We start from the raw sequence: 21,938 nt of genomic DNA, 5'->3' as shown, positions 1-21,938 counted from the left end.
GGGTTTAACACATCCTTTGTTCGCGTCAGCCAGAAATTACAGCTGGGCCTTGCCCATGCAGTAGGTCTGCAGCACATCGTAGTTGTCGTCCAGCACCACAAGGTCGGCATCCTTGCCGATCTGGATGGAACCCTTGCGGTCATCCAGATGCAGGCAGCGTGCCGGGTTGATGGTGCAGGCGTTCAGTGCATAGTTGAAGGGCACCATGGCCTCCTCCACCAGAATGCGCAGGCCCTTGTTGATGTTCAAAGTGGAACCGGCCAGCGTGCCGTTGTCCAGATGGGCGCTGCCGTCCGGGTAGATGGTGATATGGTTGCCGCCAAAGATGTACTCGCTGCCAATGGGGGTGCCCTTGGCCATCAGTGCATCCGAGATCATGATGGCGTAATCCGGGCCTTTGCTCATGAAGTAGTTGTTCAGGGCAGCAGGGGTGGAGTGGCAGCCGTCGCAGATGATCTCGCCGTACATGGTGCGGATGCGGTAGGCTGCGCCCACCAGACCGTTGGCGCGGTGGGCGAAGGGGGACATGCCGTTGTACACATGGGTCATGGAGCGGGCACCGTTGGCATAGGCCATCACGGCCTGCTCATAGGTGGCGGCACTATGGCCGATGCTGACCACCACGCCGTGCTCGGTCAGGTAATGGGTCAGTGCAAACCCTTCGTCGTGTTCCGGTGCAAGGGTCACATAGCGGATGTGGCCGCGTGCTGCCTGCTGGTAGTGCTTGAACTGCTCCACGCTGGGCTTTGCGATGTACTCCGGAGGCTGTGCGCCCTTGTACTTCATATCGAGGTAGGGGCCTTCAAAGTGGATGCCAAGGATCTCGGCACCTTCGTAGCTGCCCTCCATCACGTCGGCCACATTGGCCACGGCGTTGGTCAGCACCTCCACGCTCTGGGTGACGGTAGTGGCCAGAAAGCTGGTCACACCCTCAGAGACGATATGCTTTGCCCAGTAGCGCAGGCCCTCCGGCTTTGCGTCGTTGGTGTCGAACTCGTAGGCACCATGGCAGTGGATATCCATAAAACCGGGCACGATGCGCTTGGAGCCATAGTCCACATCGGCCTGCTTTTCACCATAGGGGAAGATGCCGGTGATCTTGCCCTGCTCCAGCTCGACTGCGGCAGAAATGAACTGGTCGGCGATCCATACTTTTTTGCTCTGGATGATCATATAATCAGCCCTCCGATATCATCATAAAACCTACATATGCTGCACACGACAGCACAACCATTCTGCAGAAAAGTATAGCATTTTCTGGCGGGAATAACCAGCCTTCGCGCGCCTTTTCAAAAAAATTAAGCTGGAAAATGAAAAAACGATCGCAGTTTGCACAAAGAAACAGCGTAAAATCAGAAACCCGGAGCCTTTTTGAGCCGTTTTGGCCGAAAAAAGGTTCCGGGTTTTGTGCATGATCTTTTCAGAGAGCTGTTTTGCAACAGCCCCTTAATATGAAGTAAGCCCCAGGCTTACATCCAAAGCCTGATCCACACGTTTCTGATCTTCCGGCGTGATCTGCCCGGCCCGCTCCCGCAGGCGGTGTTTATCCAGCGTGCGGATCTGCTCCAGCAGCACCACGCTGTCCTTGGCAAGGCCGGTATCCGCTGCCCGGATATTGATGTGGGTGGGCAGGCGGGCCTTGTCCAGCCGGGATGTAATGGCCGCAGCGATCACGGTAGGGCTGTGCCGGTTGCCGATCTCGTTCTGCACGATCAGTACCGGGCGCACGCCGCCCTGCTCCGACCCCACCACCGGCGAAAGATCTGCGTAAAAAACTTCTCCTCTGTGTACCTCCATGGAATCTCCCTCCCTGCATTTGGAGGATGCGCCCCGCTTATGTGATGCGTCCGGCGCATCTTCGTCTGATCTCAGTATGAGCCGGCTGCGCGCCGGTTATGCAGCGCAGGGGATATTCCATTGTATGCACAAAGGCTTATAGAGTTTCCAGTATGCAGAAGGCCAGCGCCATGCCGCCCTCGTGGCTCAGAGAAAGCCGGGCGGCAAGGCCATGGGCCTGCATCCATTCCGCCGTTTGGCCGGAAAAATGATAGGCAGGTGCACCGCTTTCCAGCCGGACAGCCTCGATCTCACACAGGGAGAACGGCTCCCGCAGGCCGGTGCCTGCCGCCTTTAAAAAGGCTTCCTTGGCGGCAAAGTTGGCTGCGGCGCTGGCAAGCCGGTGGGCGGCGCTGCGCCCGGCGGGCAGTGGTTCGTCAAGGCTCAGCGCAGCGCGTTCGGCCTCGCCGTACACCCGGCGGATAAAGGCTGCAGCGTGTGCGCCGGTAAGGCTTTTTTCCAGATGCGCGATCTCGCACAGGTCGCAGCCGATGCCATACAGCATAAAGGCCCTCCTTCTGCCGCATTTGCGGCGGTGCAGGCCGTCAGCCTGCAAAATCAGGACCGGAAATTTTATGCAAACTGTGCAAATCCGGTCTGTTTAGCTTGAAGTTTCCTCGCAATTCGTGTACAATGAATGTAGTTCTTCCTAAGGGGGTGTATTCCGTGAGTGGCGAGACCGCTATTTTTTCGATCCACGACAAAAAGGACTATGAGATCCATGAGATCGTACAGCAGGTGTACGATGCTTTAAAGGAAAAAGGCTATAATCCGGTCAATCAGCTGGTGGGCTATATCTTGTCCGAAGACCCCACCTACATCACGACCTATAAAAATGCCCGTTCCATGATCCGCAAGGTGGATCGTGACGATCTGCTGCAGGCCATGCTGCGCAGTTATCTGAACGTCTGATATCGCTTGTCTGCTCATGCCCCGCCGTCGCTATGATGGCGGGGCTTTTTCATAATAGAATGCAGATGCCGTTTACCGTTACAGCCCCTCCGGTGAAAACGCAATTCAGAAAAATCCGCAGATCTTTCTGAATTGCAACTATATAAAATAAAATTTTCGCTGAAGATGGCCAGAGCGAAACGGAGGCCATTCCAACCGTCACGGCCGGAACGGCAGCGTAAAGATCTGGTTTACGACGACCTCATATTCCCACGGTTCCCGCGCCTTGCGCAGCTGCTTTTCCAGCTTTTCGGCCCCCTCAAACTTGTGGATGAGGTAGAACCAGTGTCCCTTCATGCGGCTCACCGCGCACCCGGCGCTGCCGAACAGTTCGGAGTATCCGTGGTAGAGGTCGTCAAGGTATCCGCGCAGCTCTTCCCGTGCGGCCGGTGCGCCGCCGCGTGCTTCACGGAAGAGCGCCGGGTCCGCAATGATGCCGCGCCCCACCATGATGCCGGACAGCTGCGGATACTGCGCTTCCAACGTGTGCAGGTCCGCAGCGGTGGTCACATCGCCGTTGTAGCACACGGGCATCCGGCACCCGGGCAGGGAGGCAGCAAAAGCGGCACGGTCGGCCTGCCCGCGGTAGAGCTGGCGCATCACACGCGGGTGGATGGTCAGCTCACAGATGGGATACCGGTTATAGATGTCCAGAATGGCAGCAAATTCTGCCGGCTTTTCCACGCCCAGCCGGGTCTTGACCGAGATAGGCCCTTCCGCATTGGCAAATACGGCGGCAAGAAAAGCGTCCAGCTTGACGGGGTCGCGCAGCATCCCGGAACCCTTGCCTTTGGCGGTGACGGTGCCGGAAGGACAGCCGAGGTTCAGGTTCACCTCGGTGTAGCCAAGGCCGCGCAGCTCGCCGATCATCCATGCGGCAAGTTCGCCGTCCTTTGCCAGCAGCTGCGGGATCACCGGTGCGCCGGGGTTTGCCGCAGGGGCAAGCTCGGCCATCTTCTTTTTAATGAGAACCCGGTTCTCCGGCGGGGAGATGAAAGGGGCATAGTAGCGGTCGGCATTGCCAGCAGGGCCGAACCATTTCTGGTGTGCCTGCCGCCACACCCGGTCGGTCAGGCCCTCCATGGGGGCAGCATAGTAATTCATGGGCAAATCTCCAAAGTGTTTGATAGGGATATTGTAACAAAAAACTCCCATCCTGTGAAGTCACAGAACGGGAGAAGTGAGCTTTTTGAAAGATCAGTCTGCAAACAGCGGGGTGGACAGGTAGCGGTCACCGGTATCGGGCAGCAGGACCACGATGTTCTTACCGGCATTCTCCGGGCGCTTTGCCAGCTGCAGGGCAGCATAAACAGCAGCACCGGAGGAGATACCCACCAGCACGCCTTCCTTGTGGCCGATCAGACGGCCGGTGGCAAAGGCATCGTCGTTCTCCACGGCGATGATTTCGTCATACACCTTGGTGTCCAGTACGTCCGGCACAAAGCCCGCGCCGATGCCCTGGATCTTGTGTGCGCCTGCGGTGCCCTTGCTCAGCACAGGAGAGGAAGCAGGCTCTACAGCCACCACCTTGACGTTCGGATCCTTGCTCTTCAGGTACTGGCCCACGCCGGTCACGGTGCCGCCGGTGCCCACGCCTGCCACAAAGATATCCACCTTGCCGTCGGTGTCCTCCCAGATCTCGGGGCCGGTGGTCTCGATGTGGGCCTGAGGGTTGGCCGGGTTCACGAACTGGCCGGGGATGAAGGAATTCGGGATCTCCTTTGCCAGCTCGTCGGCCTTGGCAATGGCACCCTTCATGCCTTTGGCACCCTCGCTCAGCACCAGCTCTGCACCGTAAGCCTTCATCAGCTGGCGGCGCTCCACGCTCATGGTCTCGGGCATCACGATGATGATGCGGTAGCCCTTGGCGGCTGCCACAGCGGCCAGACCGATGCCAGTATTGCCGGAGGTAGGCTCAATGATCACGGAACCTTCCTTCAGCAGGCCCTTTTCCTCGGCATCATCGATCATCTTTTTGGCGATGCGATCCTTGACAGAACCGGCCGGATTGAAGTATTCCAGCTTGGCAATGATGTGGGCAGGCAGCTCCTGCTCCTTTTCAATGTGGGTCAGCTCCAGCAACGGAGTATGACCGATCAGCTGATCTGCGGCAGTATAAATCTTGCTCATTGTAGTTTCCTCTCTGATACAGTTATGGGCACATGTGCCCTGCTGGACGACCCGATTCTAAAACCTTTATACCAACATCATTTGTGGGTTTGATGGTATTATAGACCCGTTCTGTGCGGTTGTCAATGGATTTTTTGAAAAAAGTGGGATTGAAATATTATTTACCCTGTTGTATAATAGGTTAAAAACTCAATCTATAACCAACAAAGGAAGTACACTATTATGATCGTGTCCACCAAAGGGCGCTATGCACTGCGCGTGATGATCGACCTTTCCGAGCATCAGTCTGAAAAATATGTCCCTCTCAAGGAGATCGCTGCCCGGCAGGAGATCTCGGAAAAATATCTGGAAAACATCCTTAAGGTGCTGGTGCAGAACGGCTTTCTGGAGGGCTTGCGCGGCAAGGGCGGCGGCTACCGGCTCACCCGCAGCCCGGATCAGTACACCGTGGGCGAGATCCTGATGCTGACCGAGGGCAGCCTTGCGCCGGTGAGCTGCCTGACCCCCAATGCGACCCCCTGCTCCCGCATGGCAAACTGCCGCACCTACGAGATGTGGAAGGGGCTGGACGATCTGATCTCCAATTATTTCGGCAATATCACACTGGCCGATCTCGCCCGGCCTGATCAGGCTGGGAATGATTATGTGATCTGACGGTATTTCTGATAACATGCAAAAAGGCGCACCGGCTTGACCGGCGCGCCTTTTTTTGCACAGTTCTCGGCGAAATGTGCAATTTTTCTTATCCAGAATCACGGTTGATGGATTGGGGCTCCTGCGGTATACTTTACCCTTGATGTGTCCATTTACGCTTTTGATCGAGGAAAGGGGAACTTTACTACGAAATATATTTTTCAGTTTGCGCGCATTCTTGCGTTTTGTTTTTTGGGCGAGATCCTTCATGTAGTGCTGCCACTGCCGGTCCCGGCCAGCGTCTACGGTCTGGTGCTGCTGCTGGCAGCGCTGAACTTCAAGCTGGTAAAGCTGGACGATGTGAAAGAGGTTGGAACCTATCTCACAGGCATCTTCCCGCTGTTGTTCGTGCCCGCTGCCGCCGGTGTGATGGAACTGTGGGCAGAGATGGGCGAGATGCTGCTGCCCATCCTCGTTGCCATTATCCCGGTCACTGTGCTGGTGATGGTGAGTGCAGGCAAGACCACGCAGGCCCTGACCGGCCGCAAGAAAAAGGAGGCTGACAATGACGCAGCTGCTGAATGATTTTCTGTCCGGCTCCGCAGCATGGGGCGTTCTGCTTACGCTGGCCGCGTTTGCACTGGGCACCCTTATCAATAAAGTGACAGGCAAAGCCATTTTTAACCCGCTGCTGCTGGGCAGCATCTTTGTGATCATCTTTCTGTCGGTGTGCGGCATCCCGTATGCAGACTACAAGGCCAGCGCGGCACCGGTGAACTATCTGCTGCTGCCCGCCACCGTGGCACTGGCCATTCCGCTGTATGAAAAGATCGACCTGCTGAAAGAGAACGCCGCCGCCATCATTGCGGGTATCTCGGTGGGCACGCTGGTGAGCCTTGGCAGCGCACTGGCGCTGGCACTGGCGCTGGACCTGACCCGTGAGCAGTATGCCACCCTGCTGCCCAAATCCGTGACCACCGCCATCAGCATGGATGTGGCCGCTGAGCTGGGCGGCATTGCTGCCCTGACCGGTGCGATCGTCATTGTTACCGGCATCGTGGGAGCGCTGCTGGCTGAGACGGTGTGCAAGATGTTCCACATCACCGACCCCATCGCCAAGGGCGTGGGCATCGGAACTTCGGCCCATGCCGTGGGCACCAGCAAAGCCCTGCAGATGGGCGAGGTGGAAGGTGCCATGAGCGGCCTTTCCATTGCGGTGGCCGGTGTGCTGACCGCAGTGCTCTGCCCGGTGTTTGTGAACCTGATCCGGTAAACGATTTAAAATAGCCGCTCTGGCTTTTTTCAGTAGAATTTATTTGTTGACCCGGGAACCTCAGTTTACAACAAAAAATGAGATAGGCAACCCCTTTCGGGGAAGTCTATCTCATTTTTTCGTTGAGGCTGTTTTTATACGCCGCTGTGTTCCCGTTCATCCTTCAGGATGGCCGTCACGCTCTGCATGGTGCTTACTGCACGATGCAGTTCTTCGTCGCCAAGCTCTGCACGCAGGCGGGCGTAACAGCGCTGCATGAACGCGCGCTCCTCCGCCATCAGCTCCACAGCCTTGCTGGAAAGCTCCACATAGGTGCGGCCCGCTTCACGGTCGGTCTTCCATGCCACAAAGCCCTTGTCCTGCAGCTTTTCAACGGCCTTGGAAAGCTCTGTCACCTTCAGGCCCATCACGGCAGCAAGGTCAGCCAGATAAACCTTACTGTCCGGGTGCTGTTCAGCCTGCATCTTGATGTAATATAAGATCAGGTAATCCGCCCGCTGGATGGTGCTGAACACCTTGTCGATATCAAAATTGTGCAGGAAGAACCATTCTTCCGGGTGATGTTTCAGTTCCATGCTCATCATGTATCCTCCCTGTTATTCCCGCTCATTGCGGCGGATATATTCGTGGGTGCCGCCAAGGCTCTTGTAGGCCGGGCGGATGATCTTGTTTGCGCTGAGCAGCTCTTCAATGCGGTGGGCGCTCCAGCCCATCACGCGGGCCACGGCGAACAGCGGCGTGTACAGCTCCATGGGGATGCCCAGCATATCGTACACAAAGCCGCTGTAGAAGTCCACATTGGGGCTGACACCCTTAAAAATTTTGCGCTCCTCCGCGATCAGCTGCGGGGCCATGTGCTCGATCTTGTTGTAAAGGGCAAGGTCCTTGTCGCGGCCCTTCTCGTGGGCCAGCTGTTCCACATAGCCCTTGAATACTACCTCACGGGGGTCACTGAGGGAGTACACCGCGTGGCCCATGCCGTAGATCAGGCCTTTGCGGTCAAATGCTTCGCCGTGCAGCAGCTTTTTCAGGTAGGCTTCCAGCTCTTCATCGTCCTCGGTGTCGTGCAGGTTTTCGCGGATGTTCTGCATCATCTGCATCACCATCAGGTTGGCACCGCCATGGCGCGGGCCTTTGAGGGAGCACAGGGCAGCCGCCATGGCCGAGTAGGTATCGGTGCCAGACGAAGTGACCACGCGGGTGGTAAAGGTGGAGTTGTTGCCGCCGCCGTGCTCGGCGTGCAGCAGCAATGCCACATCCAGAACGCGGGCTTCCAGCTCGGTGTACTTCATATCCGGGCGCAGCATCCGCAAAAAGTTCTCTGCGGTGGAAAGCTCCGGGTCCGGCCGGTGGATGTACATGCTGCCGTCTTTTTCGTAGTGGTTATAGGCATGGTAGCTGTACACGGCCAGCATGGGGAAGATGCCGGCCAGCTGGATGCTCTGGCGCAGCACATTGGAAATTTCCAGATCACCGGCCTTGGGGTCGTAGGATGCCAGTGTGAGCACGCTGCGGGCCATGGAGTTCATGATATCGTGGCTGGGGGCCTTCATGATCACATCACGGGTAAAGTTGGTGGGCATGGTGCGGCACTCGCCCAGCACGCGGCAGAACTCTTCCAGCTTTTCCTGCGTGGGCAGCTCACCAAACAGTAGCAGATAGCCCGCTTCCTCAAAGGCAAAGCGGCTGCCGGACGACCCGCGGATCAGGTCTTTCACGTCGTAGCCGCGGTAGAGCAGCTGACCGTCGGCAGGCTTTTTCACTCCGTCCACATACTGGAAGGCGCGGATATCGGAGATATTGGTCAGGCCTGCCAGCACGCCCTTGCCGTTTTCGTCGCGCAGGCCCGCTTTAACGCCAAACTCCTTGTACAGGTCCTTGCTGATGCGGTCGTGTTCGGCGCACAGCGGCTGCTGCTGGTCGAAGTATCCCATTACGTTCTGCAGATGATCCATTGGTAGTTGCTCCTTTCCCATTGCCGTCAGCTTGCGCTCACTTGGCAGGCCATCAGGAAGTTTTCTCTGCGAACAGCCCGGAACTTCAGTCCCGCCCTACTGCCTGTGGCAGCAGGGTACCACCCCCAGGACATTCGCTGGAGAAACTTCCTGCCGTCCTGCCCGAAAAAACCGTATTGATTCGGGACGGCATTCACTTACATTCAGAATACTCTTTAAGATTACAAAAAGGATATTTCGGTGTCAAGGTACTGTTTGTAAATAAAAAAAGAACAAAATCGGAAAGCTGCCGGGTGCGCATTTGCCCTTTAGCGCAGGGGCGGTTTTTAAGATGGTAACGCACAAATAAGGTATCTTCCAGCCGAATCTCAGGGGACTGGCAACAAATAAAGCCACGACGAAACCGCATTTGTAAACGGTTCATCGTGGCTTTTTGTCATATCGGAGTGGCGAGACTCGAACTCGCGGCCTCCTGCTCCCAAAGCAGGCGCGCTACCAACTGCGCAACACCCCGGCATCCGGCGGCACTGCTGCACCGCCGGAATATAGTATATCGTTTTTGGAGCGGTTCGTCAATAGCGGCGTGGCCCTGCCGTGCCTTTAATTAAAGGAGCGGAAGCCCTTGCCGATGATCTCGCTGGAGTTGACGATGGTGATAAAGCTCCGGGGGTCGTTCTCCCGCAGGAAGTTGCGCAGCTGCAGGGCCTGACGGCGGGTCAGCACCGTCACCAGCACGCTCAACTCGTGGTGGGTGTAAGCGCCGTAAGCCTTTTCCACGGTAGCGGAACGGTTCATTTCCTTGATGATGAAGTCCAGAATGGGCTGCGGGTTGGACGTCACGATGGTGCACACCTTGCGCAGGCGGATGTTCTCGATGGCACCGTCCACCACAAAGCTCTTGCCGATCAGGCCAAGGATGCAGTAAAGGCCGGTGCCCATGCCGAACCGCCATGCCGCCGCCAGCACAATGAGGATATCGCTGACCATCAGGGCTTTGCCGATCTCCATAGAGGTATATTTTGCCAGAATCAGGGCCACAATATCCGTACCGCCGGTGGATGCACCGATGTCGAACACGATCGCCGCACCCAGAGCCGGCAGGAACACGGCGAACACCAGATCCAGCATGGCATCGCCGCTCATGGAAACGTTGACGGGATAGAGCCACTCGCACACCGACACAAAAAAGGACAGCGCAAAGGAAGAATAGATCGTCCAGCCCATGGTCTTGATGCCCAGAAAGACGAAGCCCAGCACCACCAGAATCAGGTTGATGATCCACATAAAGCCGCCCACGTTGATCTTAGGGAACAGGTCTGCCAGCAGAATGGACAGGCCCGAGGTGCCGCCAAATGCAAAATGATTGGGATTTTTAAAGTAAACGATGCCGACCGCCGTCAGGATCAGGCCGAGATTCAGCTCACCGAAGAAATTTAAATTCTTCAGCATATTTTTCCTGCTGAACGCTTCTTTTAAACTGTTCATGGGGTTCCTCCTATTTTAAACACGGCAAAATGCGCTGTATGCCATGCAAAAATATACTCTCCTTGCACGGCGGTGTCAAGGGATAGGGAAAAAGTTGTGGAAAACAACATGAATTGGGGATTTTTCGGATGGGAGAACTCCTTCAGTCAAAGCCTGACGGCTTTGCCAGCTCCCTCGGGGAGGGAGCCTTTGGCAAAGAGAGAAAGCTTTACCGTACTGCCAAGGGCCCCATCTCTGAGGGGGCTGGCACCGAAGGTGACTGGAGGAGTTAAGCTCCCCCTCTCGGGGGAGCTGGCGAGCGTATGCGAGACTGAGAGGGTTTTCTCTTGAAGAAATCGGCAGAATAGTGTATTATATAGTATTATGGAATATATAGGCACTTTGTGCCTTTGACAGGGGGAAAACACATGGCAGATAAAAACTTTCTGACCGACATCATCGACGCTGATCTGGCCGAGGGCAAGATCAGCGAGATCCATACCCGCTTCCCGCCCGAGCCAAACGGCTACCTGCACATTGGCAGTGCCAAGGCCATCTACATCAACTGGTCCATTGCAAACCAGTACGGCGGTAAGTTCAACCTGCGTCTGGACGACACCAACCCTGCCCGCGAGGGTGAGGAGTACGTGAACAGCATCATCGAGGATCTGCACTGGCTGGGTGCCGACCCCAACGGCGGCATCTTCTACGGCAGCGACTACTTTGATAAATGCTACGAGTATGCCGAAAAGCTCATCATGGAGGGCAAGGCCTACGTGGACGACCTGACCCGCGACGAAATGCGCGAGTACCGCGGTGCCGATGCCGGCAAGCCTTCCCGTCCCTCTCCGTGGCGCGACCGCACCCCGGAAGAGAATCTTGACCTGTTCCGCCGGATGCGTGCCGGTGAGTTCCAGGAGGGCGAAAAGACCCTGCGTGCCAAGATCGATCTGGCCAGCCCCAACATGAACATGCGTGACCCGGCTATCTACCGCATCAAGTACGCCGAGCATCACCGTCAGGGCAGCAAGTGGTGCATCTACCCGATGTACGACTTCGCACACCCCATTCAGGATGCCATTGAGGGCATCACCCACAGCATGTGCAGTCTGGAGTTCGAGAACCACCGTCCGCTGTACAACTGGGTCATCGAGAACATTTTCGGCACTGCCTTCCCCAAGCAGCGCGAGTTTGCACGCCTGAACATGACCAACACCGTCATGAGCAAGCGCTACCTGCGTGAGCTGGTGGAAATGGGCATTGTGGACGGCTGGGACGACCCCCGTATGCCCACCCTGTGCGGCCTGCGCCGCCGCGGCTACACCCCCACCTCCATCTTCACCTTCGTGCGGGAGGCCGGCATTTCTAAATCCGACAACCTGATCGACATGCGCCAGCTGGAAGCCTGCATCCGCAGCGAGCTGGACCTGACCGCTCAGCGCCGCATTGCCGTGCTGGACCCCGTAAAGCTGATCGTAGACAACTACCCGGAGGACAAGACCGAGTACTTTGATGTAGCCAACAACCCCAACCGCGAAGCCAACGATACCACCACCCGCAAGGTGGCCTTTACCAAAGAGCTGTGGATCGAGAATGAGGACTTTGCCGAGGTGCCGCCTCCCAAGTTCAAGCGCCTGACCATTGGCGGTGAGGTGCGTCTGATGGGCGCTTACATCGTCAAGTGCACCGGCGTGGAGAAGAATGCCGACGGCAGCATTGCCGCCATCCACTGCACCGCCGACCTTGAGACGGGCAACGGCAATCCCGCCGACGGCCGCAAGGTCAAGGGCACCATCCATTGGGTGAGTGCCGCCCATGCCGTGGATGCCGAGGTGCGCCTGTACGACAAGCTGTTCACCGAGGCCAACATGAACGCCATCCCCGAGGGCAGCGACTACAAGGACTACCTGAATCCGGAAAGCGTTGTTGTGTGCAAGGGCTGCAAGCTGGAAGAAAGCCTGAAGGACGCAAAGCCCGGTGAGAAGTTCCAGTTCGTGCGCACCGGCTTCTTTACCCCGGACTCCAAGAACCCCGGCGTTTACAACCGCGTCGTCACCCTGCGCGACAGTTTCAAACCCGCAAAGTAAAAAATATATCACGTCAAAAGGGAGCATTTGATCTTTTATGAAGAAACTCACCCGGAATGTTATCATCATGGCTGTTGTCACTGTCATTATGGCAGTTGTGCTCGGCCTGTACATCAAGAACACCGGCACTGTGCCCGCTGCCGACAACGCCGCCAGCCTGACGGATGGCATCTATACGTCCAGCGCTCAGGGCTGCCTGAGTGATGTGACCGTCACCGTCACTGTCACCGGCGGCCGGGTGACCGGTGTGGAGATCGATGCATCCGGCGAGACTCCCGAACTGGGTGGCACCGCTGCTGAAACTCTGGCAGACCAGCTGACCAAGGCCGGTTCCACCAGCGGTGTGGACGCTGTTGCCGGTGCTACCATGACCAGCGACGCTGTGTTCACCGCCATGGACGACTGCCTGAGTCAGGCAGAGTAAAGACCCGAAAGACCGGCATGGCTCACAGCTCTGCCGGTCTTCTTTCTTAAAATACAGCACAAGGAGAGGGAACATTATGGGCGTATTATCCAATCTGGAACCAGCTTCGGTTTTTTATTACTTTGAGGAGATCTGCGGCATTCCGCACACCTCCCACCACGAAAAGGCACTGAGCGACTACTGCGTGCAGTTCGCCAAGGCCCACGGCCTTTCCTGCCGTCAGGACGAGATGGGCAATGTGCTCATTAAGGCACCGGCCACACCCGGATACGAGAAGGAGCCGGGCCTGATCCTGCAGGGCCATCTGGACATGGTGGGCGACAAGACCGCCGACTGCCCGCTGGATCTTGAGAAGGATGCCATCCACCCGGTCGTAGACGGCGGCTATGTGTGCGCCGAGGGCACGACCCTTGGTGGCGACGACGGCATTGCCGTGGCCTATGCGCTGGCTGTTCTGGACGCAAAGGACATTCCCCACCCTGCGCTGGAGGTCGTGCTGACCGTCTGCGAGGAGGTGGGCCTGCTGGGTGCATCTGCCATGGATTTTTCTGACCTTGAGGGCCGGATTCTGGTGAACATCGACTCCGAGGAAGAAGGAGTGCTGACCGCAGGCTGTGCAGGCGGACGCCGCGTTGAATGCCATCTGCCCATTGCCCGTGTTCCTGTGACCGGCACCGCCGTGAAGGCGGACATCGCGGGGCTTGCGGGAGGGCACTCCGGCACCGAGATTCACAAAGGCCGCGCCAACGCCATCGCTCTGCTGGGGCGCTACCTGACCCTGCTGTCTGACCACGGTGCAGAGTACGCTGTGCTCACCCTCTCCGGCGGTGCAAAGGAAAACGTCATCCCGAAAGAAAGCAGCGTTACGCTGGTGCTGCCCGCCGGTATCACCGAAGCCGTGCGCGCTGCCGGGGCAGACTTTACCGCGCAGATGAAAGCAGAATTCGGCACTGCAGACCCCGCCATCTGCCTGCAGCTCACCGAGGAGGGCTGCGGCGAATACGATGCACTGGATGCGAACTCCGCCGAGCGTCTGCGCAAAGCCCTGCTGCTGATGCCCTGGGGTGTGCAGAGCATGAGCATGGATGTGCCCGGCCTTGTGGAGACCTCGCTGAATCTGGGCGTTGCCGAGATGGACGAGCAGGAAGCCATTCTGCGCTTTTCCATCCGCAGCTCGATGCCTTCGGCCAAGGAGCTGCTGTGCTGCAAGGTACAGACCCTGACCGAGCTGCTGGGCGGCAGCGTGCGGTTCCACGGCGACTACCCTGCTTGGACCTACGCCCGCGAAAGCGCCCTGCGCGACCGCTGCGTAGCTGTGTACGAGGCGCAGTACGGTGCAAAGCCCCAGATCGTTGCCATTCATGCGGGCCTGGAATGCGGTATCCTCTCGGGCAAGATCGAAGGGCTGGACTGCATCTCCTTCGGCCCGAACCTGCTGCACGTCCACACCCCCAATGAGCGCGCCGACATTGCATCGGTGGCCCGTGTGTGGGAATACCTGAAGGCTATTCTGGCTTACAAAGAGTAAAACCCTCTCAGTCACAGCTTGCGCTGTGCCAGCTCCCCCGAAAGGGGGAGCTTTCTTTGTGCTGACTGTAAAGATGCAAAAAGCTCCCCCTTTCGGGGGAGCTGCTGAACGAAGTGAAGCTGAGAGGGTCAGTCCAAATACTTGATCTTGCCCGGCTCAATGCCCTTGATGCCAAGGCCCGGCTCGTTGGAAACCGTGATGTCTTTTTCGTTGAACACTGCACCGCCGAGGATGGGGTCCTCACTGCACAGCACGGGGCCGTCCAGATCCACGCGGGTGATGATCTGCTTTGCGCAGGCCAGATGCACGGCGGCATTCACGCTGATCTTGGCTTCCAGCATACAGCCGATCATGCACTCCACGCCGTACACCTCGGCAGCGGATGCGATCTTGAGGGCGTTGTACAGGCCGCCGCACTTCATCAGCTTGATGTTCACGAGGTCTGCGGCTCCCATCTGCATGATGGTCAGTGCGTCCTGCGGGGAGAACACGCTCTCGTCGGCCAGCACCGGCACATAGGAGCGCTCGGTAACATACTTCAGGCCTTCAAAATCGTGGGCCTTGACCGGCTGCTCCACGAATTCAAGATCAAGGCCCTTCTCCTGCATTCCGTTCAGGATGCGCACGGCTTCCTTGGGGGTCCAGCCCTGATTTGCGTCGATGCGGATGCAGGTCTCCTTGGGCACAGCACCGCGGATGGCGCTCAGGCGTGCAATATCCTTTTCCGGCTCCTTGCCCACCTTGACCTTCAGGCAGTCGTAGCCGCGGTCGATGGCGTTCAGGGCATCGCGCACCATCTCTTCGGGGTCGTTGACGCTGATGGTGATGTCGGTGACGATGGACTTCTTTGCGCCGCCCATCAGCTTGTACACAGGGATTTTGTACAGCTGGCCGTACAGATCCCACAGGGCCATATCCACAGCAGCCTTGGCGCTGGTGTTCTTCTGGATGCAGGCATTCAGTGCGATCATCAGGTCTTCAAAGTCGTCCACATCGCGGCCGATGATGGTCTTTGCGATATGGTCGCGGATGGCACCGATGATGGCACCGGTGGTGTCGCCGGTGATCACACCGGTGGGAGGTGCCTCACCATAACCCACAGCGCCGGTGTCGGTGTGGATCTCTACGATCACATCCTCCACGCTGCTGACCGAGCGCAGAGCCGTCTTAAAAGGCACGCGCAGCGGCACGGAGATCAGACCGAGACGTACTTCCGTGATTTTCATGCAAAAACCTACCCCTTTCGATAAAAAAATGTTGCCAGATTATGAAATCTATGGTAGTATTGTATACGAAATTGTCGATATTGTAAAGACAATTGTCCGCAAAAAATTGCACAAAAAGAAAGGGGATTGGGTTCATGATCACAAACGGTTTCACCTACATCGCCGTGCTGGTGTTCATTGCCGCACTGCTGGTGTGGCTGCAACGCTACACGAAGTCGAAATTCTTCGACTATGCACCACCTATCGTTCTGCTGTACCTCATTACCATGATTCTCTGCACGCTGGGTGCATGGGACATGGAGGCCACCAAGCCTGCCTACTCCGTGCTGAAAAACAACCTGCTGTATGCAATGATCTTCCTGATGCTGCTGCGCTGCGACATCCGCAAGATCATCAAGCTGGGTCCCAAGATGCTGGGCGGCTTCTTTGCCGCTTCCGTCTCCATCTCGTTGGCCTTCATTGCCACCTTCGCCATCATGAAGGGGCCCCTTGGCTCCGAAGCATGGAAGGCACTGGGCGCTCTGTGCGGCAGCTGGATGGGCGGCTCCGGCAACATGATCGCCGTGCAGGCTGCGCTGGACATCGGCGAAGCTGACATGGCCTACGCACTGGTGGTGGACTCCATTGACTACTCCATCTGGGTCATGTTCCTGCTGTGGGCCATCAACCTTGCTCCCAAGTTCAACAAGTGGGTCAAGGCCGACACCACCACGCTGGATGAAGTGTCCCGCCGTCTGGAAGAGGACGCAAAGGGCAACGAGGATAAGGCCAGCTTTGTCAACCTGATCTTCCTGCTGGGTCTGGCTCTGGTGATCTCCGCCTTCGGTCAGGACATCGGCGCAGCCCTGAACGGCGCAATGCCCTTCCTGGACAAGGCCACCTGGACCGTCCTGCTCATCACGTTGTCCGGCCTGATCGGCGCTGTCACCCCCGTGGGCCGCATGGCAGGCAGCACCGAGCTGTCCAACCTGCTGCTGTACTCCGTGGTGGCATTGCTTGCCTCCCGCGCAAGCTTCCTGGAGCTGACCGATGCACCCGCATGGATCCTGGCAGGCTTTATGATCCTGGCCATCCACGGCATCATTCTGGTGCTGCTGGCAAAGATCTTCCATCTGGATATGTTCACCTGCGGTGTTGCATCTCTGGCAAACATCGGCGGTTCCGCATCCGCTCCCATTCTGGCTGGTGCCTACAGCGGCGCTCTGGTGCCTGTTGGCGTTTTGATGGCTCTGATGGGCTACGTCATTGGCACGGCAGGCGGCTTGATCACCGCAAATATCATGTCTCTGCTGGCATAACAAATACTGCAAAAAAGGGGCTGTTGCATGTGCAACAGCCCCTTTTCTTATACGATTTTTTGCTTAGCCGCCCAGATATGCGCTGCGCACGCGCTCGTTGGTCAGCAGTTCGGCACCAGTGCCCTCCATGACTACACGGCCCGTCTCAAGGACATAGGCACGGTCTGCCACGGAAAGAGCCATCTGTGCGTTCTGCTCCACCAGCAGGATGGTCATGCCTTCCTTGTGCACGTTCTGGATGATGTCGAAGATCTCCTGCACCAGCAGCGGCGAAAGGCCCATGGAAGGCTCGTCCAGCATCAGCATGGAAGCGTTGCTCATCAGTGCACGGCCCATAGCCAGCATCTGCTGCTCGCCGCCGGACATGGTACCGGCCAGCTGCTTGCGGCGCTCCTTCAGGCGGGGGAACAGCTCAAACACCTTTTCCTTGTTGGGTGCAATGGTGGAAGCAGGCTGGGTGTATGCACCCATGTCCAGATTTTCTTCCACGGTCATGTGCAGGAACACATGGCGGCCTTCCGGCACATGGGCAAGGCCTGCTTCCACGATCTTGTGGGCGCGCATGCCCTTGATGCTGCTGCCCTTGTACAGGATGTCGCCGGTCTTGGGCTTCAGCAGGCCGGAAATGGTCTTTAAGGTGGTGGATTTGCCAGCACCGTTGGCACCGATCAGGGTGACAATCTCGCCCTGATCCACCTCGAAGGAGATGTCCTTGACGGCGTGGATGTTGCCGTAATAGACGTTGATGTTATCAACTTTCAGTAACGTATCAGCCATGGCTTAGCCCTCCTTCTTGCCCAGATAGGCTTCGATGACCTGCGGGTTGTTGCGGATCTCATCCGGCGTGCCCTTGGCGATGATGCGGCCGAAGTTCAGCACGGCAATGCCCTCGCAGATGCCCATGACCAGGCTCATATCATGCTCGATCAGCAGCACGGCGATGTTGAACTCGTCGCGGATGCGGCGGATGGTCTCGGTCAGCTCTGCAGTCTCGGAGGGATTCATACCGGCAGCAGGCTCGTCCAGCAGCAGCAGCTTCGGGCTGGTGGCCAGTGCACGCATGATCTCCAGACGGCGCTGTGCGCCGTAGGGCAGGCTGCCTGCCTGCACATTGGCGAGGTCTGCCATGTGGAAGATATCCAGCAGCTCCAGAGCACGCTCGGTGCACTTCTTCTCTTCCTTCCAGTAGTTGGGCAGGCGGATCAGGGAGGAGGCCAGATTGTACTTCATGGACTCGTGCAGGCCCACCTTGATGTTATCGATGACGCTCAGTTCCTTGAACAGGCGGATGTTCTGGAAGGTACGGGCCACGCCCATGCGGTTGACCTGATAGGTCTTTTTGCCGGCGGTGGGCATACCATCGATCAGGATGGAGCCGCGGGTGGGCTGGTAGACGTTGGTCAGCAGGTTGAACACGGTGGTCTTACCGGCACCGTTGGGGCCGATCAGACCGGTAATCTCGTTGCGGCCGATCATCAGGTTGAAGCCATCCACGGCGGTCAGACCGCCGAAGTCGATGCCCAGCTCACGCACGTCCAGAATGGGCTTTTTGTCCTTGTCGCGGTCGGTCAAAAAGCCGCCGGAGGGCACACTGTGCAGCTTAGTCTGGTATTCACTCATGGTCCTTGCCCTCCTTTGCTTTCTTCTGGAACAGTTCGCCGTTCATGATCTTTTCCACAATGCGGTTCATGGAGAAGTCGTAGCTGCCAAGCAGGCCGCCCGGACGGAAGATCATCATGAGGACCAGCACCAGCGAGTAGACTACCATGCGGTAGCTGTCAAAGCTGCGGGTCGCCTCGGGCAGAATGGTAAGCACGGTCGCGGACAGGATGGAGCCCAGCATGGAGCCCATGCCGCCCAGAACCACCATGACCAGAATTTCGATGGACTTCATGAAGCCGAAGGTGGAGGGGTCCAGAACGCCCAGATAGCAGGCGTACAGGCCGCCGGCCAGACCGGCAAAGGCGGCGGAGAATGCAAAGGCCATGACCTTATAATAAGTAGTCTGGATGCCGCAGCTTTCGGCAGCGATCTCGTTATCGCGGATGGCCAGCACGGCACGGCCGTGGCGGCTCTTCATCATGGCGTGGATGGCAAAGCAGGTAATGACCACGCAGATGAACACATTGGCGAAGTTAGAATACTTGGGGATGTTCTTCAGGCCCTTGGCACCGTAGAACAGCTTGAAGCCCAGCACATCATCGATGTTGTTCAGGGTGATGCGGATGATCTCGCCAAAGCCCAGCGTCAGGATGGCCAGATAATCACCGGTCAGGCGCAGAGCAGGAATGCCGATCAGCACGCCGAACAGGCCCGCCACGATGCAGGCCAGCACCAGACCCACGACAAAAGCGACACCGGAGGGCAGATTGCTGTATTTCGTGAACAGGGCACAGGTGTAAGCACCCACGGCCATGAAACCGGCGTGGCCCAGCGGCAGCTGGCCCAGATAACCGGTGGCAACGTTCAGCGAGACAGCCAGAATGATGTTGATGCCCACGGTGAGAAGCACCTTGTTCTGGTAGGTGGACAGCACGTTCTGGGTGAGGAAGGACAGGCCCACGAACAGCAGAGCCACCAGCACGGCGTTCATCAGGTAGCGCACGGGCATTTTGAGCGTTTTGCGTTTGGTATTCATCTTCATGCCCTCCTTACACCTTTTCCTGAACCTTGCGGCCAAGGAAGCCGGTGGGCTTGACCAGCAGCACGATGATCAGGATCGCAAACGTGACGGCATCCTTCCATGCGGAAAGGCCGATGGCGGAAACAAAGCACTCACACAGGCCGATGGCGATGCCGCCGATCATGGCACCGGGGATGGAGCCGATGCCGCCCAGAACGGCTGCAACGAAGGCCTTCAGGCCAAGCATGGAGCCCATGGTGGGGGTCGCCTGCGGGTAGCTGCAGCAGTACAGCACCGAGCCGATACCGGCCAGTGCGGAGCCCACCGCAAAGGTAAAGGAAATGGTGCTGTTGACGTTAATGCCCATCAGGCGGGCAGCGTCCATATCCTCAGACACGGCACGCATGGCCTTGCCGAGCTTGGTCTTCTGCACAAGGAAGGTGAGCACCAGCATGGACAGCACCGTGACCAGCAGGGTGATGACAGAGGTGAGGCCCAGCGGCACAGAGCCGATGCGGAAGGTCTGGTTGGTGTAGTAGGCCGGAATGACCTTTGCACCGGAACCAAGGATCAGCTCTGCAGTGTACTCCAGGAAGAAGGACACGCCGATTGCCGTGATCAGCAGGGAGATACGGGGTGCGCTGCGCAGCGGGGTGTAGGCGATCTTCTCGATCACAACGCCCAGCAGCGTGCAGGTGATGATGGTGGCGCACACAGCAGTGACCGGGCCAAGGCCCAGCTGATTCATCACGAACCAGGACATGTACGCACCAACCATAATGACATCGCCATGGGCAAAGTTCAGCAGCAGGATGATGCCGTACACCATGCTGTAACCCAGTGCGATCAGTGCATAGATGCTGCCAAGGGACAAGCCGTTGATCAGCTGGCTAAAAAACACTGTCATGGACTGATACTTCCTTTCTTTGCGGCGTTTGCACGCCTTTTGGGGAATGCACTTTTTTACCAAAAAAGCGGAGACGGCCGAGCAAAACCTGTTCCGGCGGTCTCCGCAATGGGTCTTTTATTTCTGAGTGCTGCCTTTATGCCGCACACCGGTGCGCAGGATCAAAGCAGATCAGAACATTTCCTTCAGAACGGGGGTTGCACCGTCGAAGCACAGGATAGCGGTCTGCTTGACGGGGTTGTGGTGCTCATCGAAGGTGAAGGTGCCGGTGATGCCATCGATGGTGCCGCCTGCGATAGCATCGATGACGGCCTGCTTATAGTCGTCATCACCGGCAGCCAGACCGGCATCCTCAGCAGCCTGAATGCCATAGACAACGGTCATGGCAGCATCGTAGCCCAGAGGAGCGAAGCCGTTGGGGTACTCCTCACCGTACTCAGCCTTGTAGGCATCCTCAAAGTCGGGGTTGGAGCCCTTTGCGTAGTTTGCGCAGAAGTAGGCATCCTTCAGCTGGTCGGCAGTTGCGTAGCCTTCCAGACCATCCCAGCCGTCGCCGCCCAGGAAGGGAACTGCCAGACCGATGCTCTCAGCCTGAGCCAGGATCTGACCGACTTCCTGATAGTAGTTGGGGCAGAACACCACTTCGGGAGCCTTGCCCAGAATGGTGGTCAGCTGGGTCTTGTAGTCCACATCGCCCTCAGAGTAGGTCTCCTGATCGACGATGGTGCCGCCCAGGCTCTCGAACTCGTTGACGAAGTTCTCTGCCAGACCCTCGTTGTAGTCAGCGCCCTTCTGGAAGATGACGGCTGCCTTGGTGTAGCCCAACCGCTGGTAAGCGTAGTCAGCCATCTTGATGCCCTGGAACGGGTCGGTGAAGGTTGCGCGGAACACATTCTCGTTCACGGTGTCGGTCTCGGCATCGTAGGTGACAGCCTCAGCGGTAGCGGAAGCGGTGACCATGGGCATGTTGTAGTCTGCGCTCTCGGCAGCAAGTGCCAGAGTCGGGGTGGTGGTAACATCGCCCACCAGAGCGGTGATGCCCTGATCGCACATCTTGGTGAAGCAGGTAACAGCCTGAGTTGCATCGCCCTGCTCATCCATGGCGATGATCTCCAGCTGCTTGCCGTTGATGCCGCCCTTTTCGTTGACCTGCTTCAGGTACAGGGTAGCGCCGTTGACAACGGCCTGACCGTAAACGGAAACATCACCGGTCAGAGGTCCAAGAACGCCCACCTTGATGGTGTCGCCGGAAGCAGCGGCACCAGAAGCTGCGGTAGAGGCGGAAGCAGCAGTGCTGTTGGAAGAACCGCCGCATGCAGTCAGAACGCCGGCTGCAGCAACAACACCTGCAGCGGCCAGGAAATTACGACGAGAAATCATCTTTTTCATAGTGAATATCCTCCTTAGGAGCATTCGTGCTTCAGTATAAAAACGGAAGCAAGGCCCTCTTTCCCTCAAAGCGACCTTGCTTCGTTATCAATATTATAGACCTGTGAGCCAAAATCCGCAATTCACAAACCGTCCATACTTTCAGGGGCATTTTGTGGACTTTGTCGCCAAAATAGCCAAAAGCAATGGGTCTGTTTTGTGCACTATTTCAATT

General features: G+C 57.5%; 22 protein-coding genes and 1 tRNA gene. 8 read left to right on the top strand and 15 right to left on the bottom strand.

Annotated features, from left to right (window positions below):
• Positions 1–36: 36 nt before the first annotated feature.
• The 3 genes from nagA to ACGHP1_RS13515 all read right to left on the bottom strand — a co-directional run bounded on the left by nagA (position 37) and on the right by ACGHP1_RS13515 (position 2,341).
• A complete protein-coding gene (gene nagA, locus ACGHP1_RS13525; protein WP_097777211.1) occupies positions 37–1,173 on the bottom strand; it encodes an N-acetylglucosamine-6-phosphate deacetylase in 1,137 nt (378 codons plus the stop codon).
• 273 nt (positions 1,174–1,446) lie between these two features.
• The gene (locus tag ACGHP1_RS13520) at positions 1,447–1,797 is read right to left on the bottom strand and encodes a type II toxin-antitoxin system PemK/MazF family toxin (protein WP_005942608.1); all 351 of its coding nucleotides are present in this window, start codon (positions 1,795–1,797) and stop codon (positions 1,447–1,449) included.
• Between the two features lie 136 nt (positions 1,798–1,933).
• On the bottom strand, positions 1,934–2,341 hold the full coding sequence (locus ACGHP1_RS13515) for a holo-ACP synthase (protein WP_097774455.1): 408 nt from the start codon (positions 2,339–2,341) through the stop codon (positions 1,934–1,936).
• Positions 2,342–2,502: 161 nt separating this feature from the next.
• Here ACGHP1_RS13515 and ACGHP1_RS13510 point away from each other — a divergent pair, with 161 nt between their 5' ends.
• Complete coding sequence (locus tag ACGHP1_RS13510) at positions 2,503–2,748, top strand: IreB family regulatory phosphoprotein (RefSeq protein ID WP_097774456.1); 246 nt, start codon at positions 2,503–2,505, stop codon at positions 2,746–2,748.
• A gap of 198 nt (positions 2,749–2,946) precedes the next feature.
• On the opposite strand, the gene ACGHP1_RS13505 is transcribed toward ACGHP1_RS13510, so the two are convergent.
• A complete protein-coding gene (locus tag ACGHP1_RS13505) occupies positions 2,947–3,891 on the bottom strand; it encodes a tRNA-dihydrouridine synthase family protein (RefSeq protein WP_349137539.1) in 945 nt (314 codons plus the stop codon).
• A gap of 93 nt (positions 3,892–3,984) precedes the next feature.
• Positions 3,985–4,917: a cysteine synthase A gene (cysK, locus tag ACGHP1_RS13500; protein ID WP_349137538.1), complete on the bottom strand. Its 933-nt coding sequence runs from the start codon at positions 4,915–4,917 to the stop codon at positions 3,985–3,987.
• Between the two features lie 222 nt (positions 4,918–5,139).
• On the opposite strand from cysK, the gene ACGHP1_RS13495 reads away from it, so the two are divergent.
• The 3 genes from ACGHP1_RS13495 (at position 5,140) to ACGHP1_RS13485 (ending at position 6,823) form a co-directional block, all read left to right on the top strand.
• Positions 5,140–5,571 (top strand): Rrf2 family transcriptional regulator, encoded by a 432-nt coding sequence (locus ACGHP1_RS13495; RefSeq protein ID WP_005942625.1) that lies wholly within the window; start codon positions 5,140–5,142, stop codon positions 5,569–5,571.
• Positions 5,572–5,802: 231 nt separating this feature from the next.
• Positions 5,803–6,135: a CidA/LrgA family protein gene (locus ACGHP1_RS13490; RefSeq protein ID WP_242702883.1), complete on the top strand. Its 333-nt coding sequence runs from the start codon at positions 5,803–5,805 to the stop codon at positions 6,133–6,135.
• Positions 6,116–6,823, top strand: a complete 708-nt coding sequence (locus tag ACGHP1_RS13485) for an LrgB family protein (RefSeq protein WP_298638691.1) — start codon at positions 6,116–6,118, stop codon at positions 6,821–6,823. The genes ACGHP1_RS13490 and ACGHP1_RS13485 overlap by 20 nt, the downstream gene beginning before the upstream one ends.
• Positions 6,824–6,957: 134 nt before the next feature.
• Here ACGHP1_RS13485 and ACGHP1_RS13480 read toward each other — a convergent pair whose 3' ends face one another.
• The 4 genes from ACGHP1_RS13480 to ACGHP1_RS13465 all read right to left on the bottom strand — a co-directional run bounded on the left by ACGHP1_RS13480 (position 6,958) and on the right by ACGHP1_RS13465 (position 10,263).
• Entirely contained in the window at positions 6,958–7,398 is a 441-nt protein-coding gene (locus ACGHP1_RS13480) for a winged helix DNA-binding protein (protein WP_390509658.1), read from the bottom strand.
• Between the two features lie 21 nt (positions 7,399–7,419).
• On the bottom strand, positions 7,420–8,778 hold the full coding sequence (locus ACGHP1_RS13475; RefSeq protein ID WP_082210853.1) for a citrate/2-methylcitrate synthase: 1,359 nt from the start codon (positions 8,776–8,778) through the stop codon (positions 7,420–7,422).
• 441 nt (positions 8,779–9,219) lie between these two features.
• Positions 9,220–9,292: transfer RNA gene (locus ACGHP1_RS13470), tRNA-Pro, on the bottom strand.
• 86 nt (positions 9,293–9,378) lie between these two features.
• Positions 9,379–10,263 carry a YitT family protein gene (locus tag ACGHP1_RS13465; protein WP_005942639.1) on the bottom strand — a complete coding sequence of 295 codons (885 nt, stop codon included), beginning with the start codon at positions 10,261–10,263 and terminating at the stop codon, positions 9,379–9,381.
• Positions 10,264–10,670: 407 nt separating this feature from the next.
• Here ACGHP1_RS13465 and ACGHP1_RS13460 point away from each other — a divergent pair, with 407 nt between their 5' ends.
• The 3 genes from ACGHP1_RS13460 (at position 10,671) to ACGHP1_RS13450 (ending at position 14,281) form a co-directional block, all read left to right on the top strand.
• Positions 10,671–12,329, top strand: coding sequence for a glutamine--tRNA ligase/YqeY domain fusion protein (locus ACGHP1_RS13460; RefSeq protein ID WP_005942643.1), 1,659 nt, complete (start codon positions 10,671–10,673; stop codon positions 12,327–12,329).
• 37 nt (positions 12,330–12,366) lie between these two features.
• Positions 12,367–12,753, top strand: a complete 387-nt coding sequence (locus ACGHP1_RS13455; RefSeq protein WP_332376745.1) for an FMN-binding protein — start codon at positions 12,367–12,369, stop codon at positions 12,751–12,753.
• A gap of 76 nt (positions 12,754–12,829) precedes the next feature.
• On the top strand, positions 12,830–14,281 hold the full coding sequence (locus ACGHP1_RS13450) for an aminoacyl-histidine dipeptidase (protein ID WP_390509656.1): 1,452 nt from the start codon (positions 12,830–12,832) through the stop codon (positions 14,279–14,281).
• 128 nt (positions 14,282–14,409) lie between these two features.
• Here the strand turns inward: ACGHP1_RS13450 and ACGHP1_RS13445 are convergent, their stop codons facing one another.
• Positions 14,410–15,507, bottom strand: coding sequence for a dipeptide epimerase (locus ACGHP1_RS13445; protein ID WP_097774465.1), 1,098 nt, complete (start codon positions 15,505–15,507; stop codon positions 14,410–14,412).
• 134 nt (positions 15,508–15,641) lie between these two features.
• On the opposite strand from ACGHP1_RS13445, the gene ACGHP1_RS13440 reads away from it, so the two are divergent.
• Positions 15,642–16,805 (top strand): DUF819 domain-containing protein, encoded by a 1,164-nt coding sequence (locus tag ACGHP1_RS13440; RefSeq protein ID WP_005942653.1) that lies wholly within the window; start codon positions 15,642–15,644, stop codon positions 16,803–16,805.
• Between the two features lie 63 nt (positions 16,806–16,868).
• Here the strand turns inward: ACGHP1_RS13440 and ACGHP1_RS13435 are convergent, their stop codons facing one another.
• From ACGHP1_RS13435 to ACGHP1_RS13415, 5 genes are all read right to left on the bottom strand, one after another.
• Positions 16,869–17,582 (bottom strand): ABC transporter ATP-binding protein, encoded by a 714-nt coding sequence (locus ACGHP1_RS13435; RefSeq protein WP_005942657.1) that lies wholly within the window; start codon positions 17,580–17,582, stop codon positions 16,869–16,871.
• A gap of 3 nt (positions 17,583–17,585) precedes the next feature.
• On the bottom strand, positions 17,586–18,425 hold the full coding sequence (locus ACGHP1_RS13430; protein ID WP_005942660.1) for an ABC transporter ATP-binding protein: 840 nt from the start codon (positions 18,423–18,425) through the stop codon (positions 17,586–17,588).
• Entirely contained in the window at positions 18,418–19,443 is a 1,026-nt protein-coding gene (locus ACGHP1_RS13425) for a branched-chain amino acid ABC transporter permease (protein WP_223388610.1), read from the bottom strand. The genes ACGHP1_RS13430 and ACGHP1_RS13425 overlap by 8 nt, the downstream gene beginning before the upstream one ends.
• Before the next feature lie 13 nt (positions 19,444–19,456).
• A complete protein-coding gene (locus ACGHP1_RS13420) occupies positions 19,457–20,335 on the bottom strand; it encodes a branched-chain amino acid ABC transporter permease (RefSeq protein ID WP_223388612.1) in 879 nt (292 codons plus the stop codon).
• Positions 20,336–20,506: 171 nt separating this feature from the next.
• A complete protein-coding gene (locus tag ACGHP1_RS13415; protein ID WP_097781300.1) occupies positions 20,507–21,724 on the bottom strand; it encodes an ABC transporter substrate-binding protein in 1,218 nt (405 codons plus the stop codon).
• Positions 21,725–21,938 lie beyond the last annotated feature (214 nt).

It is taken from the genome of Faecalibacterium sp. i21-0019-B1 (assembly GCF_042852915.1).
Lineage (GTDB): Bacteria > Bacillota > Clostridia > Oscillospirales > Ruminococcaceae > Faecalibacterium > Faecalibacterium taiwanense.
Note: the sequence above shows the minus strand (reverse complement) of the source record. Positions and strands in the feature narration are given on the sequence as shown.